We start from the raw sequence: 20965 nt of genomic DNA on the forward strand, positions 1-20965 counted from the left end.
ATTGGGAATACATATAAGTAAAGTTTCACATGCGGAGGTGCATCAGACATGACCAGAAAACTAAAGATTGGAATTACATGTTATCCTACGCTGGGCGGTTCTGGTGTTGTAGCAACGGAACTCGGGAAATTGCTTGCCGAGAGAGGACATGAAATTCATTTTATAACGCATAGCATTCCGTTTCGCTTGGGGAAATTCAACAAAAACATCTTTTTTCATGAGGTTGAAGTTAACGATTATTACGTGTTCAAATATCCTCCTTATGACTTATCACTCGCTAGTAAAATGGCTCAAGTTGCCAAGATGCAGAAGCTGGATATCCTTCATGTTCATTATGCCATCCCGCATGCCGTCTGCGCGTATTTGGCCAAACAGATGAGCAATGATGGATTCAAAACGGTTACAACCTTGCATGGCACTGACATAACTGTTCTCGCGCAGGATGAATCGTTGAAGGATTTGATTAGACTTGCCATCCACCAGAGCGATGCCGTTACGGCCGTATCGGACGATCTGATTCAAGAAACGCGCAAGCTTCTAGACATCATGACTCCGATCGATCTAACCTATAACTTTGTAGATAAACGTGTCTATTATCCGCGGGATGTGGAGACGCTCCGACGCGACTACGCCGCGTCGGATGAGAAAATTCTTATGCATATCTCCAATTTCCGGCCAGTCAAACGGGTAAGCGATGTCGTAGATATTTTCGCCCGCGTTGCAGATAAGATCAAAGCCAAGTTGTTGCTTGTTGGAGAAGGACCGGAGCAATCCAAAATCCAGTGTAAAGTTCGAAATTTAGGTCTTGAAGACCGTGTACAATTCCTTGGCAAACAAGAGGATGTTGCCCAGGTCATTTCTATGGCAGATGTATTGCTGTTACCTTCGGAGAAGGAAAGTTTTGGTCTGGTTGCGCTGGAAGCCATGGCATGCGGTGTACCGACGGTTGGTTCTAATGCAGGAGGAATTCCGGAGCTTGTCACGCATGGAGAAACTGGTTTTCTGTCGGATATCGGCAACGTGGAAGAGATGGCAGAGAATGCCATCAAACTTTTGACAGACGATGTTCTTGCTGATCGGATTAAAAATGCTTGCTTGCACCGCGCTCGATTTGAATTCTGCAATGACGCGATTACAACGCAATACGAACAGATTTATTATCGTGTTCTTGGCATCGAAGCGAAGCTTCCAGAGCCGGTATGCGAATGATCAAGCTCGACCTTACCGCAGCGATGTCGGCGGCATTGCCCATCATTGAGCAACTGGAGCGAGCCGGGCATGAAACGGTATTTGTTGGGGGGGCGGTTCGAGACACCATCCTTGGCAAGAATGTCAAGGATGTGGACATCGCAACCGCTGCCGAGCCAGAAGAGGTTATGGCGATATTTCCGCGATGTATCCCGACGGGCCTCGCCCACGGTACAGTGACCATTATGCAAGAGGGGATACCCTACGAGGTAACGACCTTTCGCCAAGAAGCTCAGTATATCGATTTCCGCAAACCTAGCTCCGTCTCCTTTGTCAAGGATTTAGACGGTGATCTGTTGAGACGCGATTTCACGGTCAACGCGTTGGCGCTCAGAGGGGACGGAAGCATTCATGATCCATACGGTGGTCTAAATGACTTGGAACTAGGTGTACTGCGTTGCGTTGGTGATGCGAACGAGCGCCTCCGTGAGGATGCGCTGCGAATGGTTCGAGCTATCCGATTTATCGGAGTCTACGGATTTCAGCCGGCTTTGTCTGTATGGCGATCGATCAGGCGCAATCGGGAGCTGTTGCAGCATATAGCGATGGAGCGGATTCAAGCCGAACTAACGAAAATGATCGAAAGCAGCAATCCTTCTCGTTCTCTTGCCTGGTTGGATCAGAGCGGCTTGCTTCGTCATACGAAGGAGCCTCTTGCTTTTGTGAACAAATATAAAGAGAGCCGTCGTCATCCTTCTGGCGCGGATATCCTCCATGAAATAAACGAGCCGGATGTCAAATGGACATGTTTGGCTCTATCGATGGGGATATCTGCAACAGATACAAGGACAACCCTGGATACATTGCGGATGTCGAACAAGTCTATACAAAGAATAGTGGCTCCAATTGTATTCGCTGAACAAATGGCGGATCTTCTTCAATACCAGAATGGAACCAAGTTCGATTCAGGTGTTGCGGGAGAATGGGATAAAGCTAGTATGCGATTAGCATTGTCTATAGGAATAACACCTGTAAGACATTGGATCCTCATTACGAAATTGTTGTCAAAAAATCATGCAAATTCGATGAGACTGGTTCCTGTCGAATGGATAAACAGATTAGAGCGGTTGATTGAACATGCTCCCGTTCTTACCTTGAAGGAGCTGGACATAACCGGCTCTGAACTTGCAAGCGCTCTTAATAAAGGAGCTGGCGCGTGGCTTAAGTTATGCTTAGAGAGATTGCTCCTGGAAGCCTCACTCGGCAGAATCGAGAATCAAAAGGAACATTTGATCCAGCAAGCTGCAGCATGGGAGACGGATTGAAGGGAGTAAATCATGAGTAACGAAGCATTAATCCAATTGTTACGCGACCATCCCGGCGAATATGTTTCGGGCGCCAAAATGAGCGAAGAGCTTAAGGTGAGCCGTACTGCAATATGGAAATACATCAAAAAGCTCGAAAATGCCGGTTATGAATTCGAAGCTTCAACAAAGCTTGGTTATCGTCTGCTCTTTGAGCCGGATCAATGGACACATAAGCATGTCGAACGAAGATTGACGACCAAAACCTTTGGCCAAGTTCTGACCATTGAAGGCGAGATTGAATCCACGCAAGATTTGGCGCGTGCTGCGGCAGAACAAGGAGCGCCCGAAGGTTATCTCGTCGTCGCCGAACGCCAGCTTAGTGGTCGAGGTCGTATGGGACGATCATGGATTTCCCCCTTCGGGAAAGGGATATGGATGAGCATGGTGCTGCGACCTGCTGTTCCCATTCATTGTGCCCCACAGTTAACGCTGCTTGCGGCAGTTGCGTTATGCCGCAGTTTAAAACGAAGCACCGGGCTGCCCATCGGAATTAAGTGGCCGAATGATCTACTGGTAGATGGACGCAAAATAAGCGGCATCTTAATGGAATCTGCCGTTGAGGATGTGCGGCTCAAATATATCGTGGCGGGCATCGGCATCAGTGTGAACCTGACCGAAGCAGATTATCCGAAAGAGATGCGCGAGAAAGCAGTATCTCTGCGAATGGCCTCTGAACGAGTCTTAAGCAGAACGGAATTGCTGGCAGATTTCTTGTTGGAATGGGAGCAGTTGTACGAATTGTTTTTGAGCGAAGGCTTTGAGCCCATTGCGGTCTTGTGGGAGTCCATGGCGGTATCATTAGGGCAAAAAGTGAAGTTGACCACGCCGCAAGGCGAGCTAATCGGTGTACCCGAATCGCTCGATACTAGCGGCGCGATCCGAGTTCGTTGTGAAGACGGCAGAATCGCTACGATCTTCTCTGCCGAGATGGGTGAGCCGCTTTCTAGGCCATAGGAATATCCCTGCAGTGGAAGCGCCGTTTACGATCGGTATTTTTTTTGGTAAAATAGAGGCATCGGGCAGCATTCGATACGTTCAGAAGCTGCACCGATGCGGAACGATAGCATGCTCCAATGTATTGCAATTGACAATGATTGGGATGCGCACTCTGCTCTGAGCCGCTGAGGACCGAGACAGAAGGAAGCATGACAAGTAGGATATTCCTTTTTTCTACGGCAACCTTTTCAGCAGCGGCTAAAAGGTTTTTTTGTGTTCACAATAGCCATAAAGGGGATGAAACCGATGAGGAAACGACTGACAATTTCCGCGCTTCAGAAGATGAAGCGGGAGCGCAATGCGATTTCCATGGTGACAGCGTATGATTATCCGTCTGCAAAGCTGGCGGAAGAAGCAGGTATCGATACGATACTTGTGGGTGACTCTCTTGGTAATGTTGTATTAGGGTACGAAACTACGATACCGGTTACGATCGACGATATTGTTTATCATACGAGAGCTGTCGCGCGTGCGGCAACTCATACGTTTATTATAGCTGACATGCCGTTTATGACTTATGGCGCAAGCCGTGAAGCGACACTCATGAATGCAGCTCGAATCATGCAGCAAGGCGGCGCTCAAGCCGTCAAATTGGAAGGCGGCAAGGAGATTGCCTCCGAGGTGGAGGCGCTGGTCAAAGCCGGAATTCCCGTTATGGGTCATATTGGTCTGACGCCTCAGTCTGTACACCAATTGAGCGGTTATAAGGTACAAGGCAAGCTAGAGGGCGATGCAGAGAGGCTGTTGCAAGATGCGATCGCGCTGGAGCAAGCAGGCGCTTTCGCCATTGTTCTGGAGCTGTTGACGGAGCCTCTTGCCAAAGCGATCACGGATGCCATCTCCATACCGACAATCGGGATTGGGGCAGGACGTACTTGCGATGGTCAAGTCTTGGTATATCACGATCTGCTGCAATACGCTTCGCCTTATTTCGAGAAAAAATTTGTTAAAACGTATGCGGATATCGGAACGACAATCCGTCAGGCAATTGAAGCGTATGTAGCTGACGTGAAGTCCGGCGAATTTCCTGCTGAGGAGCACGCGTTCCAGCCGCAAAAAGAAACGAATGTTCCAACGGCCTTATATGGTGGTGCAACAAACAGTCAAGAAGAATCTGTAAAAACAGCCCCATCAGCTGAGAAGGGAGTTCAATATACATGATCGTATGTCGAACGATCCCTGAATTAAAGGAAGCGTTAAACGAGCTTACAGGCACGGGGAAATCAGTAGGCTTCGTCCCGACTATGGGGTATTTGCATGAAGGTCATGCCAGTTTGCTTCGGCAAGCACGCCGAGATAATGAAATAATCGCATTGAGCATTTTTGTAAATCCACTTCAGTTCGGACCAAATGAGGATTTGGATCGTTACCCTCGGGACGAAGATCGTGATCTTGCTGTCGCGTCCGAATGTGATGTAGATGTTGTTTTTATCCCTAGCGTTCAAGAGATGTATCCGACCAAACCGTTGACAAAGGTCATCATACATGAAGTGACAGAACGTCTGTGCGGAGCATCTAGACCTGGACATTTTGATGGAGTCGGTACAGTTGTCAGTAAATTATTCCATCTCGTGAAACCTACGAGAGCATATTTCGGCATGAAGGACGCACAGCAAGTTGCCGTTATTGAGCAGATGGTACAGGATCTCAACATGGATGTTGAAATTGTTCGTTGTCCAACATTAAGGGAACCTGACGGACTTGCTCTCAGCTCCAGAAACGTGTTTCTAAGCGCTGAGCAGCGGGTACAGGCCGTAAGGTTGTCTCAATCGCTCCATCTTGTTAGAGAGTGGTCTCAGCAGTCTGAGACAACAGCTGCGCAGCTAAGGCAACAAGTGAGTGCATACATTGAGCAAGCTGAGCAAGCTGAGATCGATTATGTCGAATGGCTGTCCTATCCGAGACTTACTCCAATTGACGATTCATCGCGCGCCGTCGATTGGAGTGGGACTTTGATCATGGCTGTAGCAGTTAAATTCGGAGCGACCCGCTTAATTGATAATGTACTTATTTCATTCAAGGAACCAGTTGGAGGTGGAGAACGATGATTAGAACGATGATGAAATCAAAGCTGCACCGCGCAACCGTAACGGAAGCAAATTTGAACTATGTTGGAAGCATTACGATTGATGAGGATCTAATGGATGCGGCGGATTTATTGGAAAACGAGAAGGTACAAATCGTCAACAACAATAATGGCGCCAGATTTGAAACCTATGTGATTACAGGACCACGCGGATCCGGCGTAATCTGCTTGAACGGAGCGGCAGCAAGACAAGTACAGCCAGGTGATAAAGTTATTATTATTTCGTACGCCGCGATGACGACAGAAGAAGCGCGTGCCCATAAACCGGTCGTTACGATTCTTAACGATGAGAATAAACCGCTTAAAATATTGACGGAAGAATTGCATGCCACAGTCATGTAAAGCTATACTCGCACTTGTTAGTGGCTCGATTATGTAACGGCTGGCATGCCGTATGAAAAACGCCGTTCAAACAAAAAATGACCGTATCACTCCTTACTCCAAAGCGAAGGCGGGATGCGGTATGATACAGCATATGTTTGTTTCGATGAAAGAATGGCTAGATGGCATCAGGGAGCGTTACCAATCGGCGACAGAGCAGGAACGTGGACTGTATCACGATCAACTGCGTGAGCTCAAGAAGGTGAGCGACGCTTTTATCGAAGAATGGCTGCAATTCGAAGAAAAATTTACTGACGTACAGGATGAATGTGGTCCAATTGACTTCGGAAGCCAGACTGTTAGTAGCAATAGCTTATACAGTTCTGAAGGTCCAAAAACTGGCCCATCCACAACGAATGTCGGAGCTCCGAATGCGCCGGCTGCAAGTTATCCCATTACAATCAGTGAGAAGCAGCCATGCAGCTACAACGATATGGAAGTGCCTGAAGAGGCAGAAGCATTGGTTTACAAAGGTCAAGGCTATTATAAATTGTTTATGTTCGCAGAAGCAGCAAAGTTGTTTCAGGAAGCCGTTGCAGTAGCGCCAGAATGTAATCTGGCCCGTTTATTTTTGGGGATGAGCTTGATGCATCAGCAGAACTGGAACGAAGCTCAGCGCCACTTTCAGCTGCTGATCGTGTTATCGGACTTTCCGAAGTGGATCGCTTTAGGATATAATGCCCTTGGGTGTATTCATGCCGTACAGATGAATATGGCATATGCGGAGAAGCTGTTCCGCAAAGCTTATGATGTGTATCCAAGCTTTACGGATTCATTATCGAATCTAAAATCATGCCAGCAATCCAATGGGCAGTTATCGTTATATTTTGGGAGCACGGAGTTGTGCTGTTTGTGAGAGGATCGGGGATATAATGAAATACGCAGTACTGGATTTGGAAACGACGGGACATAGCTCAGAAGACGATATTATTCAAGTCGGCGTTGTCATCGTCTCAGATGACTTGACGATTGTTAATACGTTTAGTTCATTCGTGAAGCCTACAGTGCCGATCCCAGCCTTTATTACGCAATTAACCGGCATTACAGAGGAGATGGTTATGGACGCGCCAGAGCTAAGCGACGTTCTGCTTCAGCTTATTCCTCTGCTTGACGATGCTGTATTGGTGGCGCATAATGTCGGTTTTGATGCAGGATTCTTGAATCAATCGCTGGAGCGTTGCGGTTATTTCCCGTTTACTGGAAATCGTCTGGATACGATCGAATTGCTGAGGATCCTCTATCCGTCGATTACGACTTATCAACTCGGAGCTGTCGCGGAGCTGTTTGGTATCCAACATGATCAACATCACCGCGCGGACAGCGATGCGCTTGCTACCGCATATATATTCATGGAAGCTGTCAACAAGCTTCGCTCCTTGCCGCTGCTCACCTTGCAGCGGCTCGTTGCGTTGATTGATCCTACGAAGGATTTGCATGAATTCCTTCGTCTCAACTTAACGAAGATGGAGCAAACGGTTGTATTTCAATCCAACGAATTCGATTATTATCGCCAGTTTGCTCTTAAAGCAGGAGAATGGAATGAAGAAAAGCCTGCCCGCCAGGACATGCAAGCGGATCCGATTCCTGCAGATATGACCTTCGAAGATTATCTGGATATTGTGCGAGCCAAGTTTCAAGAGCGCTTTCAGGATTACGAAGAACGTGAGCCTCAAACACAAATGTTCCATGAAGTGTACCAAGCATTGGCATCGGACCAGCATCTTATGATTGAAGCAGGCACGGGCACTGGGAAGTCATTGGGTTACTTAATACCTGCGCTGTATTACGGAGTCAAAAATGAGAGCAAAATCGTGGTCAGTACACATACCATCAATCTGCAAGAGCAGCTTAGGAGTCGCGATCTCCCTTTAATTGCTGACGTGTTGCCTTTCCCTGTCCGTGCTTCCATATTCAAAGGCAGGGGCAATTACCTTTGCATGCGTAAATTCGAAGGCAAAGTGAATACGATGGACATGGTTTCTCCTGTGGAAGATGCTGTGACAGCCTCGCAGATGGTCATTTGGTTAAGCGAGACGGAAACCGGCGACCAAGAGGAGCTTAATCTCGGCAGTCGCGGTGCGGACTTCTGGTCTACCGTATCAAGTGACGCAGATTCTTGTCTTAATCGCGCTTGCCCATGGTTCAAACGTTGTTATTATCATCGGGCGAAACATGAATCTAATATTGCAGATGTTACGATTACCAATCATTCTTTATTATTCACGGACGTACAAGCGGATAATCGTTTGTTGCCAACTTATGCGCATCTCATCATAGATGAAGCACATCATGTAGAGGAAGTAGCAGGCAAGCATCTGGGGATGAACATCAATTATTTTTCGCTCGTGCAGACAGTGGGACGATTGTTCAAAGATAATCGCTCTGGCTTATTACCTTCATTGCGTATCAAGCTGCAGGATGAAGGCGATGATCATGTTCAAGCCTGGATGGAAACCATTGATACGATCATACCGATTTTCCAAGACATTAAGGAGCACTGGGACAAGCTGTTCGAGATGTTATATATCTTGACCGGTGAGAGTCCAGACCAAGTTGGCGAAACAGGTGCTAGCGTTCGAAGATTGCAACCGTCCGATCTGCCCCTCGGCTGGGAGGAAGCGGTTCAAGTAGAAAATAACATTCACGTCGAGTTGACTCGGGTTATCAAATCAGCCGAGAAGCTTATGAATGATGTCAAGGATCGTATAGATGAGATCGCTGTTCAAGCTGTACTTACCGATCTAAATGGCGCAATACGCGATATGACGCGCGTGAAGGATGAGCTGCGTATGTTCATGAAGCTGGAGCAGACCAGCTTTGTATTCTGGATCGAAGCAAGTGCGGTCTATCGATATCGTTCCATACAATTGTATGCTGCGCCCGTGGATGTCAGCGAGCAGCTGCAGAAGTACTTTTTTGACGCTAAGGACAGTATCATTATGACTTCCGCTACTCTAACGGTACAGAAGTCGTTCCAATATGCAGAAGAACAACTTGGCTTAACAGGCTACGAATCATCAGGCAGGCTTAAGGCGGTGCAACTTCCTTCTCCGTTCCGATATAGAGAGCAGGCGTTGGTCATGGTGCCGCGTGACTTCCCGGTTGTCAAAGGGGCTTCTGTGGACGGAGCATATTTGAGCAAACTAGCCACTTCGCTTGTTGACGCCGCTATCGAGACCAAAGGTCGAATGCTCGTATTATTCACTTCCTATAAGATGCTGAAGCAAGTATACGAGCTCATGAAAGATGGCTTATCGGCCAGCGGAATCGGCTTGCTTGGACAAGGCATTGACAGCAGTAATCGTACGAAGCTAACAAGACGATTCTTGCAGCAACCAGAGACCGTGTTACTTGGAACAAGCAGTTTCTGGGAAGGCGTGGATATTCCAGGTGAAGCACTAACTTGTCTCGCGATCGTTCGTTTACCATTCCAACCGCCGAATCACCCATTACAAGAAGCGAAAGCAGAGCTCTTGCAACGACAGAAACAGAATCCGTTTATGAAATTATCCATCCCTCAAGCCGTCATTCGTTTCAAACAAGGTTTTGGTCGGTTGGTGCGTACTTCTCAGGACAAAGGAATCGTCATTATCTACGATACCAGAGTCATTGATGCGTATTACGGCAAACATTTCCTGTATTCATTGCCGGGCCCTAAGATCGAAACGATGTTTACATCCCAGATGGTCGGAAGAATGAGGGAATGGCTTCAGAAGGAAGATTCGGTCATTGCATTAGAAGGACTTGAGGCAACAAGGGAGGCAACAACGTGAAGCATGCGAAAATATCCGAAGCGGTCGTACGCCGTCTTCCTATCTATCTGCAAGTGCTCAACGAACTAAACAGCCGCGAAATTCAAACGGTGTCGTCACAGGAACTTGGCGTCAAATTGGATCTGAACCCCGCACAAATACGTAAGGATCTTGCTTATTTCGGAGAATTTGGCCGGAAAGGAATTGGTTATGATGTCGTGTACTTAATCGAAATCATTCGCCAAATTCTGAAAGTAAATCAAACGATTAAGGTTGCTCTGGTCGGAGCAGGCAACCTTGGTCATGCATTATGTAATTACAACAAGTATTCGAAAGACAACATGAAAATTACAGCAGTATTCGATGATCATCCATCCAAGATCGGCACCAATATTAATAATTTGGTCGTACAGCCGATGAGCGAATTAGTAGCGACGATCGCGGAGCAGAAGATCCGAATCGGCATTATAACGGTTCCAGGTATTGAAGCACAAAATGTTGCCAATCAATTTGTTTCTGCTGGAGTAGAAGGGATCTTAAATTTCGCGCCGGCTATATTGCGTGTTCCTGATGAAGTTCGTATCCATCACGCCGACTTTACGAGAGAGCTGTTGAGCTTGGCCTATTATTTGAATCATGAAGGAGAAGAAAGCGATGAGCCAGCTGTGGATTAGAAATGGATTATTTGTCACAATGAACGATGAAGCTTCAGTTATAAAAGGGCATATGGTTGTAACTGACGATCAAATTACATATATCGGTGAGCAAGAACCTGAAGGTCTTTCGGAGCAAGTCCAGAAGCTGGATGGCAAAGGATTAGCTTTTATGCCGGGACTTATTAATGCTCACGGTCATGCGGCAATGTCATTGCTTAGAGGATACTCGGATGATCAGAACTTACAGGTATGGCTAGAGCAGAAAATGTGGCCGATGGAGGGTCGTTATGTTGCGGCGGATACAAGAGCCGGAACTGCGCTCGCCATTGTGGAGATGCTCCGTTCGGGGACAACCACTTTCCTTGATATGTATGATCGAATGGACGAAGTAGCCAAAATTACCGAACAATCGGGCATTCGTGGTGTCCTCATGCGCGGCGCAATCGGTCTTTGCTCAGAAGAGGAACAGCGGGCAAAGCTGGAGGAAGCCGTCGCATTCGCGCTCGAATGGAATGGAAGAGGCAACGGGCGAATTACTACGATGTTGTCGCCGCATGCCCCCTATACTTGTCCGCCAGCTTTTATCGAGAAATTTGTGCAAGCTGCTCATGATCATTCTTTCGCTTTGCATACACATATGTCGGAATCGCTTCGCGAGGTGGAGCAAAACGTTCAAGATTACGGCATGCGTCCAGTCGAGCATCTGCACAAACTTGGTTTCTTCTCGCGTCCAGCGCTCGTAGCACATGCTGTTCATCTTAATGATGAGGAAATTGCGATGTTAGCACAATATGATGTTTCTGTTGCACATAATCCTGTTAGCAATCTGAAGCTCGCAAGCGGAGTGGCAAGGTTGCCGGAGATGCTGAAAGCTGGCATCAAAGTTGCGCTTGGAACGGATAGCGCTGCAAGCAACAACAATCTCGATTTGTTCCAAGAGATGACGATGGCCGCATTGTTGCACAAAGGCGTATCGGGAGATCCAACTGCAATACCTGCATATGAAGCGCTTAAGTTGGCTACTTCTTCAGGTGCTTCTGCAATCTGGCAATCGCAGCAAATCGGCATGTTGAAAGAAGGCATGAAGGCGGATCTGGTGGCGATTGATATCGATCAGCCGCACTTCTATCCGCTAACGGACATCGTGTCACATCTTGTATATGCAGCTAACGGTAGAGATGTTCGCCATGTTTGGGTGAACGGTACACAGGTTGTCCATAATCGTGTCTGTACATTGCTCGACGAAGAGAAAATTCGTAGAGAGGCGCAGGCCAGCTTCGAACGGCTGCTTAACGGCTAATGAGGACGATTGAGAAAAAGCGGCGATCCTATATGACGCCGAGCAAGTGGTTATGGATCATCGTGGCCGCTGTCTTGACGTTTACGATTTGGTTGGGATTATATTACAGAGGCGTCCAGATACCACACTGGAATGAAGAAGGAGCAGCTCGCAGCCAACTGATTTCGAGTGGGGAACTTGATGTTGTGGATGATATTCATAAGCATATTTGGGATGAAACCGTATGGATCGGTTTAGGGACGAGCAATGAAGAGTCCAAATACGTGTTTCTGAAAGACGATGAGACAACTCAAAGCGTGAACGTATCTGATGTCATGACTCATGATAATCTCAAATCGAAGTTCAAAAGCACTAAACCAAATGCAGAGTTGATCCGAATCCAGCCAGGCATGTTTAGGGGAGCTCCTGCATGGGAAGTGTATTACGCTTCGAGCTCAGACGGGATCGAATATCAATATTACGATTTCTATAGCTTCGATGATGAAGCTAAGCTGCTGGAAACTTATTTGTTGCCTGCATAACAACTAGCGAGAAAACAACAAGTTGAATAATTTGAAAAGGGACCTAGCTGGTCCCTTTTCCTGTTTTTACACCCGTAAATGTATCGCGAATTATGATATACTATCGTATAGCAAAGTTGATATACACAAATAAACTTTATATATGCATAGGAGGAAATCGACGATGAGAAAACCAAAAGTAATTCCGCTCGTTATATCGATTGTCACGGCTGCGGTCTTCTTATTCGGAGGATTTGCGCTCTATAAACAGTATGCTGTTGCAGCACCGCTGACCGATAAGCTTGAAGCTATGCCAGGCATCGAGGCAGCTTCGAAACCTGCTATCAGTCAAGATGATTTGAACGTTAAGCTCCAATTAACTGCTGATGCCAGCCTGAGGGAAACATACAATGAAGCGATGAAGCAGGCAACCGAAGCTGCTGGCAGCCGGAAGATTAACATTACACTGGAAAGCAATTCGAATGAAACGCTAGAGCAACTGTGGTATAGCGCCATGTTCGAAGTGGCCGAAGCGATGGAAATAAAAACATATTCGACTATTCCAGATGCAATGAATAAGATTGCTAACACGGTTGAAGGCGTCACGGCAACTACAGAAATGGATGAAAATAATGTTTATATTACCATTAGAGCGGAGCAAGCAGGAGCAACCAAATTTGTTGTGTTGCCGCGTATCGCGAACCAATTGGAGGTGTGGTAATGCGCAAATTCGGCCTTGAAATCGGACTCGGAGTTGCTGTTGTGGCACTTGTTTTCTTGCAAACAATTGGGATCAATGTGCTGCCTTTCGTTATCCTTGCTGCGATAGGCGGTGGTTTGTTTTTTGTTTCCAGAGGAAAAGGAAAGCTGACTACGATCTCAAATGGCGGAAGACGTAAAGCGGTAAAGTCGTCCTCCTTTACGTTCGACGAGATCGGAGGACAAGAAAGAGCGAAACAAGAACTGATGGAAGCGCTGGATTTCCTGGTAAAAAAAGAGCTGATCGAAAAGCTGGGTATTCGTCCGTTAAAGGGGATTTTGCTTGCTGGTCCTCCGGGCACGGGCAAGACGCTGCTCGCGAAAGCGGCGGCGCAATACACAAATTCAGTTTATTTGGCCGCTTCCGGCAGTGAATTCGTCGAGATGTACGTCGGCGTAGGAGCGGGACGTATTCGTGATCTATTCAAAGAAGCGCGAACCAAAGCCAAAAAAGAGGGCAAATCAAGCGCTGTCATTTTTATCGATGAAATAGAGGTTATCGGAGGTAAACGAGACGGCGGTCAACATCGTGAATATGATCAAACATTGAATCAATTATTGACGGAAATGGATGGGATTCATGGTAACGAATCACCGCAAATTCTAATTATTGCGGCTACCAATAGGAAAGAAATGCTCGATAGCGCATTATTAAGACCGGGCCGCTTCGATCGTCATATCGGCGTTGACTTGCCGGACAAGAAAGGCAGATTGCATATTCTTCGCATTCATGCAGCCAACAAGCCTGTTGACGCTACGGTGGACTTGAACGGTATTGCTGAACAAACGTACAGCTTCTCAGGCGCGCAGCTAGAGTCGGTCATGAACGAAGCTGCGATCTATGCTCTGAGAGACAATTCGGAGGCATTGACCTCGGGCCATCTTCAAATGGCGATTGATAAGGTAATGTTAGGGGAAAAAACGGATAAAGAAACGTCAGCGGCAGAGAGAAAACGTGTTGCGCTGCACGAACTCGGTCATGCCATTATGGCTGAGCTGGTCCGTCCAGGAAGCGTGTCACAGGTGGCTTTGTCGCCGCGAGGGGGAGCACTCGGTTATGTGCGTCATCAACCGGAGCAGGATCAATACCTCTATACGACAGGTTTCTTGCATGGTCAAATTATGATCGCGCTTGGCGGGGCAGCAGCTGAGGAAATGTTCTATGGAGAACGCAGTACGGGCTCACGAGGTGATTTCGATCAAGCGGTGAGCATCGTCAAAACATTAGTGGAATCCGGGCTTACCGACGCCGGTATTATCGACGGCACGATGATGACGCCTGACAAGTGGTCTGCAGTTACGAATGATATTCTTGAATCATTGATGGCCAAAACCAAAGCGATGCTGGAATCACGAAGAGAAGTATTTGATTTCGCTCTGCAAACGCTTTTGGATGAAGAGAGTGTAAATGGAGAAGCATTCAGAAACTTGATGGCCAGCTGTGATGCGGCATAAAATATTACAAATTGGAGGCAAACTCGGGGTTTGCCTTCTTCTTTTGCTCAAAAATCGTTATAATAGAAGGGTATGATCAACCTAGAAGGAGTCATAATAGCTGATGATTAAGAAAGTTGGCGTTATCGGAATTGGAACGATGGGACAAGGCATTGCTGAGATGTTAGCTGCCAAAGGCCTGGATGTTCTACTTATGGAGCAGTCGCTCGAGCGGTTAAATTACGGTCTTCAGATGATAGAGATGAGTTTGGATAAGCAGATCGAGAAATGGGCACTGACCGGCGCCGAAAAAAAGTTAATTCTGTCTAGAATGAAGTCCGTGCATACATACGAGGTGTTAGCAGATTGTGAGCTAGTCATTGAGACCATATCGGAGGACCTTGATGCCAAAAAGGATGTTTTCCGTAAACTGGATGCTGCTGTCGGTGAACGGACCTTACTCGCAAGTAATACTTCAACGCTTAGTTTAACAGAGCTGGCTAGTGTGACAACTTATCCGGAACGCGTTATCGGCCTTCATTTTATATATCCTGTATTTAAAATTGATCTTGTGGAGATTGTTCGTGGACTCAAGACGTCTGAGGAAACGTTCACGCAAACGAAGTTTTTTGTTGAAGAAGTGATTCAGAAAAAAGGCGTCATGGTGTTCGAATCACCCGGCTTTGTTACGACCCGCTTAATCTGTTTGTTTATCAACGAGGCACTTCATGTGTTAGAGGAAGGTGTCGCATCTGCAGCAGATATCGATAACGCGATGCGTATCGGTTATTCATTCCAGCATGGTCCCTTCGAAATGGCGGATCGGTTCGGCCTGGATTCTGTGCTCACGGCGCTAGAACGTATGTTCCGTGAGTATGGAGAGTTAAAGTATCGTCCGTCGATTGTACTCAAAAAAATGGTTCGCGGTGGACACTTAGGCGTGAAGTCGGGAATCGGGTTTTTCCATTATGACAAGGACGGAGACCGTATCTCATGAAAGTACTCGTCATTAACGCAGGCAGTTCATCGCTGAAATATCAGTTGTACAATATGATTGACGAATCGGTGCTCGCGAGTGGCCGTGTTGAGCGCATTGGGATGGATTCCTCCATTGTTACGCATGAGCCGGTCAACAAGCCCGAAGTTCGCGATGTCAGCGAAATTCTGGATCATGTTACGGCAGTCAAACGTATTCTGGATATGCTCGTCCATGCGGATCACGGTGTATTAGTTTCCATCGGCGAGATCGATGCAGTCGGTCACCGAATTGTTCATGGCGGCGAAGCGTTCAAAAATTCGGTCATTGTCACAGAGGAAGTCAAGGCGGAGATTAAACGGTTGTTCGATCTGGCACCACTGCACAACCCAGCTCATATGACGGGTATTCTTGCAGTAGAAGCGAACATGCCGAATATCCCGCAAGTTGTCGTATTTGACACCGCATTTCATCAGACGATGCCGGAGACATCCTACTTGTACCCGATTCCGAAGGTGCTTTACCGCAGACATAAGATCCGTAGATACGGCTTCCATGGCACTTCCCATTCTTATGTGAGCGACACAGCGGCTCGTTTCTTAAACAAACCACTCGAATCGCTTAAGATGGTCACTTGCCATATTGGCAATGGAGCGAGCTGTGCGGCAATTAAAGATGGCAAGTCGCTCGATACAAGCATGGGGATGACACCGCTGGAGGGACTGATGATGGGCACTCGCAGCGGAGATATTGACCCGGCGATTGTACCATATGTCATGAACAAGGAAGAATTAACGCTTAACGAAGTAAACTCCATGCTTAATAAACACAGCGGCATGCAAGCCATTTCTGGACTTAGCAGTGATATGCGCGAGGTTGTAGAGGCGATGACGGAAGGCGATTCTAACGCCAAATTAGCGTTTGATATGTACGTCTATCGTGTCAAAAAATATATCGGCGCGTACGCGGCAGCCATGAACGGAATCGATGTGCTGCTGTTCACAGCAGGCGTTGGAGAAAATTCGGCTATCCTTCGCAAAGCTGTATGCGATGGCCTTACGTTTCTTGGCCTGGAGCTGGACGATACGCTTAACGACGCGCGCAATAAGACGGTACGTGACATTTCCACCTCGAGCTCGCGTGTGAAAGTGCTCGTTGTGCCGACCAATGAAGAGCTGCTGATTGCCAGAGACACGTACACGTTAACGAATGGCACTCACTGACTAGGCGAATAGCGGCTGGGGCTGTAAAGGTTTATAAGCAGGAAGCTGATGCCGTCCCTACAGGGACGGCGTCAGCCGTTTAAGTAGAGGCGTAAGCATATTAGGATGAAAGGAGACAAATGTATGAGCGACGAATTGTGGAAGGCTTACGCGCACGGATGGGCAGCTGCGATGGCGGAAGGCGGGGTTTTTCTACCGCATGTACTGTTCCGTACGGCGGCAGGATTGGGATTGAAAGAAACCGATGTCTTATTATTGATGCATCTCATGTCGTTCGCGCAAGGTGACCTGATGGACTTCCCTACGATGGAACAACTAGCGGATCGGATGGGAATATCGCCCCGAATCGTTAGTGAACGAATCAGTCGGCTTATCAAGGACGGCTTCTTGACAATTGATGATTACGTCGATGGTGATACCGGGATGCAAGCTGAGCGGTATAATTGGACCGGCTGGTTGATGCGAGCATCTGAGCTTGGGGCGGAGGAGAGAAGGTCGTCTAAGAAAGCAGAGCGGCAAAGCACGCCGCCGCGCACAAAGCAGCCGTCTACTGATCTGTTCTCAACCTTCGAGCAGGAATTCGGACGATTGCTGTCCCCTTACGAATGCGAGACGATTAGCGGGTGGATCGATCAGGATCGTTACACGGAAGAGATCATTTTATTCGCACTCAAAGAAGCTGTGTTCGCAGGTAAGCTAAACCTCCGTTACATCGATCGAATACTTATCGAATGGGCGCGCAACCGGATCACGAACTCAGATGAGGCGCGAGCACGCAATGATAGGTACTATGGTGGAAACAAATAATGTATACGACTAAAAAAATAACCCGGATCTCTACAGAACAAATTTCTGCGGGATTCGGGTTATTTGTTAATTTATGATTCTATCATCTCATTAGTTGCGCGAGCTGTTCTTGAGCAGCTCCCAGCGATAAACATATTCAAAAATAAATTCGAATGCTTCGAGATGGCGTTTGGCTTCAAAGGCGTTTGCACCCCAAGCATAAATGCCATGTTTGCGTAGCAAGATACCGGGGATCCGATCCGTCAAACGTTCTGTAATTTCGGGAACGATAGACGGGATATGGGCAAAGTTCGAAACGATCGGAATATCGATATGTGCTTCCTCGTCCCAGATGTTAAATCCTTTGATCAATTCCACGCCATCTACAGGTACGGATTTGCGATCCCAGAAATATTCGGAAATGACGCTATTGAACACGGTGTGTACATGGAAGATTGCACCTGCGCCCGTTAGACGGTAAATTTCGCAATGGATCAAGGTCTCAGCTGACGGTTTGAGTGATGTAGCTTCACATGCTTTGCCGTCTTGATCAACAAACAGATAATCTTCAGGCGTGTGCACGGTCTTGTCTTTGCCGCTGGCCGTGATGGCGAATTGGAATTGCTCCGGCGTATAATCGCCTACGCGAACAGATAAATTACCGCTGGTTCCGGGGAACCAGCCGCGTGATGTGAACAATTCCTTGACCTCGCGAAGCTGGGCTAATGCGCTTTGTTTCTGTTCTGTACGTATAGATGTAAAGGTCATGTCGTTGTTATCCTTTCTGCTCAGCCTTCATGACGGAGATAATATCGTGGAATGTCTCGAATTCGGTATGGGCAATCCCGAGCTCGTTACACTTGACCGTTAAGTAAGAGCGAGAATAGACAGCATCTGCAAGCTTAGCGCCTTCGAAGTCAGTCACGCTATCGCCAATGATAATACGTTCATATTCATCCCCGCCAAATCGCCGCATAATCGTCGTTTTGCACATGCCGCATTGATTATTGCAATGGCCATCACACGGATTAGGCCAAAGAATCTCGATTTGTTCTCCGCTGAAATCGCTGCTGTTGCAATAGATATGATCCAGAGGGATTTCATAGGGTTTCAGGATCGGATGGACGAAGAAATCGATACCGCCGCTCGTGACATAAAATTCGATATCATTTTCTTTGCAATAGGCTAGGAACTCAGGGAATCCCTCACGAATCCGAGCATTGGAAATGCCGTATTCGATGACTTCCTGTTTGAGCGTCGAAGGGAGGAGGCGGAACATCGCTCCCACCCCTTCTTTAATTGAAATTTCCGTTGCGAGAGTACGCGTCGCGATGTCTTCCCAACCAGGCGGGTCAAAATGTTTGATTATGGCTACGATATTGTCATTGACGGTTATCGTGCCGTCAAAGTCACAGAAGACGATGCGTTTCTTAGATGTCGATAATTGGGTCATGCTTCTCTGATCCCCCATGCTTGAATTGCGGCCGCTAATGCTTCATGGCCAGGTTTTGTGCTTGCTTCTTGCAGTGAAGTTCCTGCTAATGTTGCTTGGATCGCTTGACGGAATGCTTGTCCACCAGCAGCTGTGCCCATCGCGTGACCATGGATACCGCCTCCGGCGTTCACGACGACGTCTGTTCCGAAGTCGCGAAGGATTAATGGGACAAGACCAGGATGGATCCCTGCGGATGGAACCGGGAATGTTTGCTTCAGTCCATGAAGCGGCTGGAGCAACGCATCCTTAACAGCTAGATTCTCGGCTTTGGGCATCACCACAGAGCCATACGGCGACGGGAACAACGCCAGATCGGCACCTGCGAGGCGCATCAGCTTGCCTAGAAGCAGCGATGCCGAGATTCCATAATGCGGCGACGGATACATCGCGCCTGCCATTGCGGGATGTGCAGCTATTGGCACGTTGATGCTGGAATCGCTGCTGAGCTCATGCAGGACATCGTATCCATAAGCAAGAACGTTAAAGAGAAGAGCATTAGCACCTGCTGCAATTGCCTTGCGAGCATTGGCAGCGAGCTGGGAAGTTGGTCCTGTCAGATTGACGGCGTAAAGCAGCTTCTGTCCAGTCTCTTCGGATGCCTTGCGAGCGGCTTCCATACATGTCTCTACACGCTTCTCCAGTGGCGTTAACGGATTCTCAAACAATATTTCGTCATCCTTAATCAAATCAACACCGCCAAGGGCTTGTTTGTAGAATTGATCGCGCAAGCCGTTCAGATCATGTCCGACCACTGATTTGAATATGCTCATCAGTAATGGGCGGTCATGGACGCCTAGATAATCGCGAATGCCCGAAAGACCGAACTTTGGACCAGGAAATGCCGAAATGAACGATTCGGAGAAGTCTAGATCCATTAACTTGATCTTGCCATCCATCGATAATTTACCGAACACCGTAACGAGCAGGGCGGGGATATCGCGACTAAAGTTGATATCGGGATAAGCAATACGAATATCAGCGTAACGCTCGCCAGAAACTCCGTTTTGAGGTTCAAATACTTCGACGGAGAGTACTTTGCCCAAATGTTTTTCCATTTCTGCTTTTTGAGCTTCGGGCAGTTCCGTCCAGCTTCCAACCGTCAAACCAACAGCGATGGATGTTGCTTTTTTGTTGAAGTCTGCTTTGTCGTCGAAGGAACGATACGTTGCAATACACATGCTCATCCCGTTATGCCCCTTTCGATGTCGGAGCCGATCTCGCCTGCACGCTCCGCGGATCGTTTGGCTCCGGCTATTATGCTCTCGCGCATACCGCGTTCCGACATTAGCTCTATTGCTGCTTGTGTTGTGCCGTTAGGCGAAGTTACCTTGCGTCTGAGTTCTGCCGGTTCTTCTCCTGTCTGACGTACCATCTCGGCTGCGCCCAGCACGGTCTGAACGACAAGATCACGCGCCATATCCGGCTGTAATCCAAGTTCTGTTGCTGCTTGCAGCATGGATTCCATAAAATAATAAACATAAGCGGGACCGCTGCCGGAAATTCCGGTTATGGATTCTTGCAGCGATTCTTCTACGACCGCATTAATGCCAATCGATTGGAACATGGTTTCAGCGATGGTACGCTGTTGAGCCGTTACAGATTCAGAATAACTGATTCCCGTTGCGCCTAGTCCGATGGTGCTTGATGTATTGGGCATCGTACGGACGATCGCTTGTTTACCGCCCAAGAGCAGCTCGATCGATCGAATCGACAGACCAGCAATGACAGAGACGATAAGTTGATTAGGTGATAGCAGCGGCGCAATCGCCGCTATAGCAACCGCAGCGTCTTTGGGCTTCATGGCTAGGAAAACAATATCGGCATTGGCCAAATAATGTTCGTTTGTTTCGCCTTGCAGAATCGTTGTAATGCCATATTTGCCGTTTAACTCCGTCAGACGTTCCGAGTTGGTACGATTTAACATAGAAATGCGATCAGGCGATATAAGTTCGCGATGAATAAGACCGCGGGCAATGGCTTCTGCCATCGAGCCTGCTCCAAAAAAACAAATCTTCATGGCTGCGATGCCTGTTTGCGTTATGATTGTCATCGGTGAATCCTCCTTT

At 47.6% G+C, this 20965-nt stretch carries 20 protein-coding genes; 16 read left to right on the top strand and 4 right to left on the bottom strand.

All coding sequences use genetic code 11. From position 1 onward, the window contains the following. Window positions 1–48 precede the first annotated feature (48 nt). From bshA to ACX1C1_RS18770, 16 genes are all read left to right on the top strand, one after another. Entirely contained in the window at window positions 49–1209 is a 1161-nt protein-coding gene (gene bshA / locus ACX1C1_RS18695; RefSeq protein WP_458953689.1) for an N-acetyl-alpha-D-glucosaminyl L-malate synthase BshA, read from the top strand. Next, window positions 1206–2513 (top strand): CCA tRNA nucleotidyltransferase, encoded by a 1308-nt coding sequence (locus tag ACX1C1_RS18700; RefSeq protein WP_458953690.1) that lies wholly within the window; start codon window positions 1206–1208, stop codon window positions 2511–2513. Before bshA ends, ACX1C1_RS18700 begins: the two co-directional genes overlap by 4 nt. A 12-nt stretch (window positions 2514–2525) precedes the next feature. Next, window positions 2526–3509 (top strand): biotin--[acetyl-CoA-carboxylase] ligase, encoded by a 984-nt coding sequence (locus ACX1C1_RS18705; protein ID WP_458953691.1) that lies wholly within the window; start codon window positions 2526–2528, stop codon window positions 3507–3509. 288 nt (window positions 3510–3797) lie between these two features. Next, the gene (panB, locus tag ACX1C1_RS18710; protein WP_458953692.1) at window positions 3798–4712 is read left to right on the top strand and encodes a 3-methyl-2-oxobutanoate hydroxymethyltransferase; all 915 of its coding nucleotides are present in this window, start codon (window positions 3798–3800) and stop codon (window positions 4710–4712) included. Further along, on the top strand, window positions 4709–5599 hold the full coding sequence (gene panC, locus ACX1C1_RS18715) for a pantoate--beta-alanine ligase (protein ID WP_458953693.1): 891 nt from the start codon (window positions 4709–4711) through the stop codon (window positions 5597–5599). The genes panB and panC overlap by 4 nt, the downstream gene beginning before the upstream one ends. Then, window positions 5596–5979, top strand: coding sequence for an aspartate 1-decarboxylase (gene panD / locus ACX1C1_RS18720; protein WP_458953694.1), 384 nt, complete (start codon window positions 5596–5598; stop codon window positions 5977–5979). The genes panC and panD overlap by 4 nt, the downstream gene beginning before the upstream one ends. 121 nt (window positions 5980–6100) lie before the next feature. Then, window positions 6101–6874 (top strand): tetratricopeptide repeat protein, encoded by a 774-nt coding sequence (locus tag ACX1C1_RS18725; protein ID WP_458953695.1) that lies wholly within the window; start codon window positions 6101–6103, stop codon window positions 6872–6874. Window positions 6875–6890: 16 nt separating this feature from the next. Further along, complete coding sequence (dinG, locus tag ACX1C1_RS18730; protein WP_458953696.1) at window positions 6891–9791, top strand: ATP-dependent DNA helicase DinG; 2901 nt, start codon at window positions 6891–6893, stop codon at window positions 9789–9791. Next, window positions 9788–10444 (top strand): redox-sensing transcriptional repressor Rex, encoded by a 657-nt coding sequence (locus ACX1C1_RS18735; protein ID WP_458953697.1) that lies wholly within the window; start codon window positions 9788–9790, stop codon window positions 10442–10444. Before dinG ends, ACX1C1_RS18735 begins: the two co-directional genes overlap by 4 nt. Then, window positions 10425–11726, top strand: coding sequence for an amidohydrolase (locus ACX1C1_RS18740; protein WP_458953698.1), 1302 nt, complete (start codon window positions 10425–10427; stop codon window positions 11724–11726). Before ACX1C1_RS18735 ends, ACX1C1_RS18740 begins: the two co-directional genes overlap by 20 nt. A gap of 32 nt (window positions 11727–11758) precedes the next feature. Continuing rightward, window positions 11759–12247, top strand: a complete 489-nt coding sequence (locus ACX1C1_RS18745) for a hypothetical protein (protein ID WP_458953699.1) — start codon at window positions 11759–11761, stop codon at window positions 12245–12247. Between the two features lie 163 nt (window positions 12248–12410). Then, window positions 12411–12947 carry a hypothetical protein gene (locus ACX1C1_RS18750; RefSeq protein ID WP_458953700.1) on the top strand — a complete coding sequence of 179 codons (537 nt, stop codon included), beginning with the start codon at window positions 12411–12413 and terminating at the stop codon, window positions 12945–12947. Further along, the gene (locus tag ACX1C1_RS18755; RefSeq protein ID WP_458953701.1) at window positions 12947–14440 is read left to right on the top strand and encodes an AAA family ATPase; all 1494 of its coding nucleotides are present in this window, start codon (window positions 12947–12949) and stop codon (window positions 14438–14440) included. The genes ACX1C1_RS18750 and ACX1C1_RS18755 overlap by 1 nt, the downstream gene beginning before the upstream one ends. Before the next feature lie 100 nt (window positions 14441–14540). After that, window positions 14541–15416, top strand: coding sequence for a 3-hydroxyacyl-CoA dehydrogenase family protein (locus tag ACX1C1_RS18760; protein ID WP_458957719.1), 876 nt, complete (start codon window positions 14541–14543; stop codon window positions 15414–15416). Beyond that, window positions 15413–16618, top strand: a complete 1206-nt coding sequence (locus ACX1C1_RS18765) for an acetate kinase (protein WP_458953702.1) — start codon at window positions 15413–15415, stop codon at window positions 16616–16618. Before ACX1C1_RS18760 ends, ACX1C1_RS18765 begins: the two co-directional genes overlap by 4 nt. 123 nt (window positions 16619–16741) lie before the next feature. Continuing rightward, the gene (locus tag ACX1C1_RS18770; RefSeq protein ID WP_458953703.1) at window positions 16742–17425 is read left to right on the top strand and encodes a DnaD domain protein; all 684 of its coding nucleotides are present in this window, start codon (window positions 16742–16744) and stop codon (window positions 17423–17425) included. A 90-nt stretch (window positions 17426–17515) separates the two neighbouring features. Here the strand turns inward: ACX1C1_RS18770 and mtnB are convergent, their stop codons facing one another. From mtnB to proC, 4 genes are read right to left on the bottom strand one after another with little or no spacing between them, the layout of a single operon-like run. After that, window positions 17516–18172, bottom strand: coding sequence for a methylthioribulose 1-phosphate dehydratase (mtnB, locus tag ACX1C1_RS18775; protein WP_458953704.1), 657 nt, complete (start codon window positions 18170–18172; stop codon window positions 17516–17518). A gap of 7 nt (window positions 18173–18179) precedes the next feature. Then, window positions 18180–18857 (bottom strand): 2-hydroxy-3-keto-5-methylthiopentenyl-1-phosphate phosphatase, encoded by a 678-nt coding sequence (locus ACX1C1_RS18780; RefSeq protein ID WP_458953705.1) that lies wholly within the window; start codon window positions 18855–18857, stop codon window positions 18180–18182. Then, window positions 18854–20083 carry a 2,3-diketo-5-methylthiopentyl-1-phosphate enolase gene (locus ACX1C1_RS18785; RefSeq protein WP_458953706.1) on the bottom strand — a complete coding sequence of 410 codons (1230 nt, stop codon included), beginning with the start codon at window positions 20081–20083 and terminating at the stop codon, window positions 18854–18856. Before ACX1C1_RS18785 ends, ACX1C1_RS18780 begins: the two co-directional genes overlap by 4 nt. Next, on the bottom strand, window positions 20080–20949 hold the full coding sequence (proC, locus tag ACX1C1_RS18790; RefSeq protein WP_458953707.1) for a pyrroline-5-carboxylate reductase: 870 nt from the start codon (window positions 20947–20949) through the stop codon (window positions 20080–20082). The genes ACX1C1_RS18785 and proC overlap by 4 nt, the downstream gene beginning before the upstream one ends. Between the last annotated feature and the right edge of the window lie 16 nt (window positions 20950–20965).

The organism is Paenibacillus sp. strain BS8-2 (assembly GCF_054483835.1).